The sequence below is a fragment of the Candidatus Omnitrophota bacterium genome, assembly GCA_013791745.1.
Lineage (GTDB): Bacteria > CG03 > CG03 > CG03 > CG03 > CG03.
The window spans coordinates 1-6,605 of sequence record VMTH01000162.1 but is presented as its reverse complement, the minus strand read 5'-3'; the positions used below and the strand labels follow the sequence as shown (position 1 = coordinate 6,605).

At 47.8% G+C, this 6,605-nt stretch carries 10 protein-coding genes; all 10 read right to left on the bottom strand.

Annotated features, from left to right (window positions below):
• Positions 1–999, bottom strand: a 999-nt coding sequence (locus tag FP827_08175; GenBank protein ID MBA3053039.1) for a hypothetical protein, incomplete at its 3' end; no start/stop codon positions are given.
• Positions 1,000–1,004: 5 nt separating this feature from the next.
• Complete coding sequence (locus FP827_08170; protein MBA3053038.1) at positions 1,005–1,523, bottom strand: hypothetical protein; 519 nt, start codon at positions 1,521–1,523, stop codon at positions 1,005–1,007.
• Between the two features lie 25 nt (positions 1,524–1,548).
• The gene (gene acpS / locus FP827_08165) at positions 1,549–1,872 is read right to left on the bottom strand and encodes a holo-[acyl-carrier-protein] synthase (protein MBA3053037.1); all 324 of its coding nucleotides are present in this window, start codon (positions 1,870–1,872) and stop codon (positions 1,549–1,551) included.
• A 6-nt stretch (positions 1,873–1,878) separates the two neighbouring features.
• Complete coding sequence (locus FP827_08160; GenBank protein MBA3053036.1) at positions 1,879–2,610, bottom strand: hypothetical protein; 732 nt, start codon at positions 2,608–2,610, stop codon at positions 1,879–1,881.
• On the bottom strand, positions 2,607–3,167 hold the full coding sequence (locus tag FP827_08155; protein MBA3053035.1) for a hypothetical protein: 561 nt from the start codon (positions 3,165–3,167) through the stop codon (positions 2,607–2,609). Before FP827_08155 ends, FP827_08160 begins: the two co-directional genes overlap by 4 nt.
• Positions 3,164–3,358: a hypothetical protein gene (locus tag FP827_08150; protein MBA3053034.1), complete on the bottom strand. Its 195-nt coding sequence runs from the start codon at positions 3,356–3,358 to the stop codon at positions 3,164–3,166. The genes FP827_08155 and FP827_08150 overlap by 4 nt, the downstream gene beginning before the upstream one ends.
• Positions 3,355–4,320 carry a 6-phosphofructokinase gene (locus FP827_08145; protein ID MBA3053033.1) on the bottom strand — a complete coding sequence of 322 codons (966 nt, stop codon included), beginning with the start codon at positions 4,318–4,320 and terminating at the stop codon, positions 3,355–3,357. The genes FP827_08150 and FP827_08145 overlap by 4 nt, the downstream gene beginning before the upstream one ends.
• A complete protein-coding gene (locus FP827_08140; protein MBA3053032.1) occupies positions 4,317–4,892 on the bottom strand; it encodes a hypothetical protein in 576 nt (191 codons plus the stop codon). Before FP827_08140 ends, FP827_08145 begins: the two co-directional genes overlap by 4 nt.
• Positions 4,893–4,911: 19 nt before the next feature.
• Complete coding sequence (gene lpxA / locus FP827_08135) at positions 4,912–5,682, bottom strand: acyl-ACP--UDP-N-acetylglucosamine O-acyltransferase (protein ID MBA3053031.1); 771 nt, start codon at positions 5,680–5,682, stop codon at positions 4,912–4,914.
• Positions 5,679–6,605, bottom strand: a 927-nt coding sequence (fabZ, locus tag FP827_08130; GenBank protein MBA3053030.1) for a 3-hydroxyacyl-ACP dehydratase FabZ, incomplete at its 5' end; no start/stop codon positions are given. The genes lpxA and fabZ, both read right to left, overlap by 4 nt.

The window sequence follows — 6,605 nt, the reverse complement described above, 5'->3', positions numbered from 1 at the left end:
GTGGAAGGTGCGGCAAAAGAGCTTTTTCCCATCAGTTTTTAGCTGTCCCATACGGGCAGTAATTTTTTCAATTAGGCCTTCCTGAAGCTGAAAAAGCTCTTTTGCCGCACCTTCCACAGAAGAAGCAAGCACAGTCTCGCTTGTTTCAACTTCGACAATTCTTGCGTCTATGCGTATTTGTTCCCCCACCTGAAAAAAACTTCCCAACAAAATATAATCCGCTCCCAATAATCTGCCGATCGCAACCGAAGTGGCTTCATCCACAAATCCACGCAAGGATAATTCCATTTCGTCTAGGATAACCTCTATTCTTTGCCGTTCAATAATTCTAAAAAAATTACAATTGGACAGATCTGCCGATATGAGTTCTGCTAAGCCTGCCTGTAAATAATCAAACTTATCAGTTCTGCTGTTATTACAGAAAGGTAAAATCGCCAACGTGCTGTTTTGCGATATTCCTACTTTATCGGCTTTGATTGTTACTTTTATCCCGGAATGATCAGCGAAAGCTTTGAGCAGTTCTCTGGATAATCCGAATAAATTATTTTCCCCGGCGATCCCCTTTTTTAATTCCGTGATTTCATTGGATAAAATGTTAAACACCTTGAGCCGGATCGCAAAATCATCTTTTTCCTTTTCAAGATAGCCATACAGTAAATAATCCGCCGGGATCACTTTGCCGGACTGCTTAAGCGCTTTCTCGTCTATTATCCCTGTTTTACTGAGTCCTATTTCATCCAGCAGTTTGTCCAGCTTGCTTCTCTCCAGGAGCTCTATCCCTTCAGTCCTGAAAAGATCGCTGATCAGCATATCTGTCAGGGCCTGCTCCATATAATCATATTTGCTATCCACATTATACAGGCCTACATGAGAGGAACTGATCTTTTCCGGTGGAATAATATTCTCTATATTTAGAACGGCAACTTTTTTAGTTTCTGATATCGCTAATGCATCGAGTGAAAAAAACAGAAAGAATAATGATAGAGATAGAGCGCGCATAAATGCTATTTTTGAATTAATTGAACTTGTATTTTCCCAGTTAACCGCTCTAACATCGCGTGTAATTCTTTTTCGCTTTCGCCGTTCACTGTAGCCCCGCCGACGACTTCCCCCGTTTCAACTTTGATTATTCGCGCGGAAATCACTAAGGTTGAAGCCAATTGAGTCACATTACCTGTTATGATAGCATTTGCCCCTGTAAGTTTCCCCAATTCCTGCATACCGGATTTATCAAAGATGCCTGTTTGCGATAATTTTAATTCAGCCATCACACTATTTAACTGCTGTCTTTCTACGATCTTAAAATTGCTTTTTTCTGCCATCTGAGAAGAAATTATATTAGGAATAACAGATTCCAAATAAGCCCAGTTTTTATTCGGCGAATTATTGCTAAAATCGACAACAGCTATAACAAATTTTTTAGTAACATCCAATTTATCTGTATGCGCGATTTTTGTAGAAGCGCAGGAATTTAACAAAAAAATAAATCCGAGCTGGAGCCATAGCGTTTTTGTTGAAAGCATTTTTACTCCTTTTCTCTTTGCCTAATTAAAGAGATATGACCACGGCGACGGCAATATCTTTCGTGTGGGATATGGATATGTGAAATTTTTTCTTTTTGCCTTTTATAAAGACTTCGGGAGCGCCGGATGCCCTATTTTTTACATAGATGTCCTTGAGGGCTATGTCCGTCTTTGTCGTAGCTTTTATAACGGCCTCTTTCGCCGCGAACCGCGCGGCAAAATGCATCTCCGGCCGGCTGCTCTTGTTGCAGTAAGCTATTTCCTCGTCAGTATAAACCCTGTTGAGAAAACGCTTGCTCAGCTGGCGGAAACGCTTTACTTCGGCTATGTCTATTCCTATTCCGGGCACAAGATATCAGTTCTTGATTCCTATGCCGAGCTGAAAGCCCGTATCGGAACCGCTTTTTGATGCCGCTATGTTGAAGTATGTGAACGGTATGAGGCGCAGCTCTATGCCGGCGAGAATACGGTTCTGTGTTTTTTCCGGCTTTACGGTTCCTAACCCGGTTACGACTTCCATTGTGGTTTTATCCATTGCCAGCGTCGCAAAAGGCGTGATAAAGGGAAGTTTTTTGCTGACCGTGGCGGCGGCGGAAATCGTCTGTGCGTCAAGGCCCGGAGCTGAAAGATTGTTGACCGCGGCAAGGAGAGACACGCCGGGAATGGGCTTTATCAGTTTGTCACTTATCACCGTGTACTGAACACCGACTCCGAGAAGATCGATGCTCTCAGCGGAAGATTCTATTTTAAGCGACGCATAGCGCGCGAAAACATCTATGCCGAAAGGAAGTCCCTTTGAGGCGTAAAGCCACGCGGCAGGAATATAATTACTGTCGTTCAACTGAGTAATGTTTGCTTTTGTTTTATTGGAAATGCCCGCGAAACTTGTCCTTATTCCCACATCAAAGCCGAAGAGGCCGCCGTTCTTGACCGGCTCATACATTCCGCCGCCCAGAGCCGCGCCCAGATCACCGGCGAGCGGCTCAAGCAGCGCCTCTGTTTTGGTTTTAGCCTCACTTATCCAGTCAGCTTTCGCGATACCCGTCATCAGCATCATCGCCGTCATCACAATTAAAATCTTTTTCATTTTTCCCCCTCTTCTTTAATTTTTTTCCAAATCGGCAAAGAGCCCTTCTTTTCCGCCCAGTAATCAATGTATTTCAAATTCAATTTCCCGCCTCGCACTTCCAGAATGCCCTTAATATCCTCTATGTGTTTATCCGATTCTCCATCCATGTAATAATCCAGTTTCTTTATGATAACATCTTCCGCGGAGGAAAAAAACGCCGTCCTTTTTTCATCAAATTCCTGCTCCGTTTTATTTAAAAACTGGGCCTTCTCATATTCTCCGCCTCCCGCCGGGAAAAAATCTATTTTATTTCCGCTCGGTATATGAATAAAATTAAAAGGCATCTTTTTTTCAACAGCCTCCCTGACCATTGCCGCGTCGGCATACCAATCGCTGTCAAAACTTCCCGCCAAAGCCCCGGACTGGTCTTCCTTTATGTTGATCAGTATATCCATATCATAGGTTAAACGCGGTTTTCCGTAAACAGTTGACGCCACCGAACCGACGATCATATAGTTTATTTTGAGTTTTTTGAGAGTCTCTACGACGAAACCGAAAATTTCTGTCTGGTTCATCTCCTGAATCTTTCCGCTACGAGTTTATCCGCCTCTTCATCGCTGATAGAGGGATTGCTTTTCTTAATATCGGCGCGTATCATTTTTCTCGCGAAATCGTTTAATCCGAAGGCTATCGCGAGACGCTGACGGCCTGACATTTTTTTAATTATCTCACTCTGTATCCGGTCGCTGTCCCGGGCTGATATCATTTGTTTCCCCCCGCGAGAACCTCCGCGATCTTCAGCCATTGTCCGTTGAGTTTTTTCTTATGTGTCGCCGGATATGTCAGCGGCACGGTTTTGAACGAGTCCTTCACCCAGGCGCACATGAGATTTTTCTTTTTATTTTTAAGCAGCATCACCGCCTCGTAACCCAGAACCCCCGCCAGCACACGCGAATCCACCGACGGAGAACCGCCGCGCTGTATATAGCCGAGTTTTGATATCCGCACTTCCAGTCCCGCGGATTTATTCAGATATTCGGCGAGCTCCGACGCTTTGCCCGCGCCTTCGGCCATCACGATGATGATGGATGATTTTCCGCACTTCAAAGCTTTTATTTTTTTCAGCGCTTCTTTTTTATCCGTTTTTATTTCCGGCACAAGAATGATTTCGGCGCCGCCGGCCAGCCCCGCGGAAAGAGCCAGAAAGCCCGAATCCCGCCCCATCACCTCGGCTATGAAAACTCTGTCATGAGAGGTGGCAGTGTCCCTTATCTTGTCTATCGCCGAAAGAGCCGTGTTTACGGCCGTGTCAAAACCTATGGTCTCATCGGTGCCGGCTATGTCGTTGTCAATGGAGGCGGGTATGCCTATGACGGGAACGCCGCTTTTTTTCGCCACCGCGTGGGCGGCCCTCATGGAACCGTCGCCGCCTATGACGATGAGCCCGTCCGGCGCTATCTTCCTCAGGGTATCGGATATTTTTTTCATTCCCGCGGTCGTTTTTGACAGCGGGCATCTCTGCGTTTTGAGGAAGGTGCCGCCCGATGATATTATGCCCGACGCGGATTTCGAATTGAGGCTCGTATAATCGTCTTCCAGCAAACCCCACCAGCCCCGGCGCACGCCCGTCACACTCATGCCGCAGAAGACGGCTGTTCTTATCACGGCACGCAGAGCGGCGTTCATTCCCGGAGCGTCGCCGCCTGTTGTGACAACGGCTATATTCATTTTTTCATCAGCTTCGCGGCGGCCTCGGATCCGAAATGGTCCTTAAAAAAAGCCATGCTGCCGTCGAGTTTCTGCTTCATTTCCGTATAATCTTTCCCGCCTATCCTGTCTTTCATCTCGTCCAGTTTTTTGGACACTTCATCTATTTTTGAACGGGCGCCGGAGCTTTCCCTGAGTATTATCTCGCCCAGCGCTTCAATGCTTTCGGCAAGGTCTTTGAGCTCGTCGTTGTTTCTGAGACGGATTTTACCTCCGAAATAACCTTCCTTCATAATATCAAGCGTCCTTTCTATCACAACCAGAGGGCCGATGAGATGGTGAAAGAAAAGCGTCAGCTTTATAAAAACCATTACAAGGAATATGCCCGAAATATAGAGCACGCTCATCCGCGTTTCATGCACGAGCGCCTGCACCTCTCCGAGGGAAAGATTCTCGGCGAATGTGGAATGCGTTATCCTGTAATCCATCACGAGCACCGAGATCACCGCCGCCATTAAAACCATGAACACCGTCACCAGCACATACTTTATCTGGATCTTCGGTTTCGCGAAAAATTGTGTCCTTTGCATCATATCCTCCTTAACTTTATCATTATTTCGACGGGGTTATCCCGCGCTTGGAATTCCTGACAAATTCTATAAGATTTTTCAAAGCCGGCGTCTGATTCAGTTTTTCCGCCTCTTTCAGCGCCTCGTCCTTCAGGAGAGGACTCCTGAAAATGATCTTGTATGCCTTTTTGAGGAGTGTCAGTTCTTCCGGAGAAAAACCGGCCCTGGAAAGGCCTATGCGGTTGAGGCCGTAAACAAAAGCCGGGCTTCCGGCAGTCATGGAATACGGCGGCACGTCCTGATTGATCCTGGCGGTGCCGCCGACCATGGCCAGCTCTCCTATGCGGGTGAACTGATGCACACCCGCATAGGCGCCCAGAATGGCCCGCTCGCCGATGGCGACATGGCCGGCCAATCCTACGCAGTTTGACATTATAACGCCGTTTCCGACCCTGCAGTCATGGGCCACATGCACATAGGCCATGAGAAGAACATTGTCTCCGACAACTGTCCTGCCCGTGGCCGTTGTTCCCCTGTTGACCGTGACAAATTCGCGTATCGTGCAGTTTTTTCCGATCTCGCAAAAAGTTTCCTCTCCCGCGTATTTCAGGTCCTGCGGCGGCGTGCCCAGGACGGCGTAAGGCGACACCTTTGTGCCTTCGCCTATGGTCGTATTCCTGTCTATAACAGCGCCCTGTCCAATAGAGGCGCCGTCCATTACGCGGACCTTCTCTCCGATGCTGGCGAAAGCCTCTATCTCAACATTTTTTCCTATCACCGCGCTTCGCGCTATCTGAGCTTTATCCGATATCATTCTTTATCCACCAGCGAAAATGAGAATTCGCACTCGCACACCAGAGCATCTCCCACATAGGCCTGTCCGGCGGCTTTTCCGCCTCTCATCCTCGGCCTGATGATCTCAACCTTGAGGATGAGCTCGTCGCCCGGATTTACCGGCCTGCGGAATTTCACATTATTGATTCCCATGAAAAAAGGCAGTTTGCCCTTCCAGTCCGGCTTTGAAAGAAGAAGAACGCACGCCGTCTGCGCGAGGGCTTCCGTTATCAGCACGCCCGGAAGAACCGGCCTTTCGGGAAAATGTCCCTTGAAAAACCATTCATCGGGCAGGATCAGCCGACGGCCGACTGCCGCTTTCGCCTCTTCAGTGATGGTGACGCTGTCTACAAAAAGGAAAGGCGGACGATGAGGTATCGCGGATTTAACGCCTTCCAGATCCAGTTCCATCGGATATTCGGGGACAACGCCCCCTCCGGTCATTTCTATGTCTTTGGCAAAAAGTTTCGCCAGAGCCGTGTTGGAGGTGTGGCCGCCGCAGAAAGAAGTGATGTCCGCTTTTACGGGACGGCCTATCAGATACAGGTCACCCATGAGATCGAGTATCTTGTGACGCACGAACTCGTCTTCAAAAGTCATCATCTCTTTGTTGTGGATGCCCTTCTCTCCTATGACGATGGCGTTCTTGAGGCTGCCGCCTTTGGCAAGGCCTATGGCCTCGAGCTGCTCTATCTCATAATCAAAACAGTATGTTTTCGCGGGAGCTATTTCTTTTTTGAACACTTCCTCGTCTATGATGATCTCAAGACGCTGTCTCTTGATAAGCGGATGGTCGTATTCGATCTCGGCCGTCACCTTGAAACGGCCCGACGGAAGGGCTTCCACCTTCGCCTCGTTGTCGGAGTAGGCAATTTTCATTGAAGGCGTGTAATATCTTTTTTC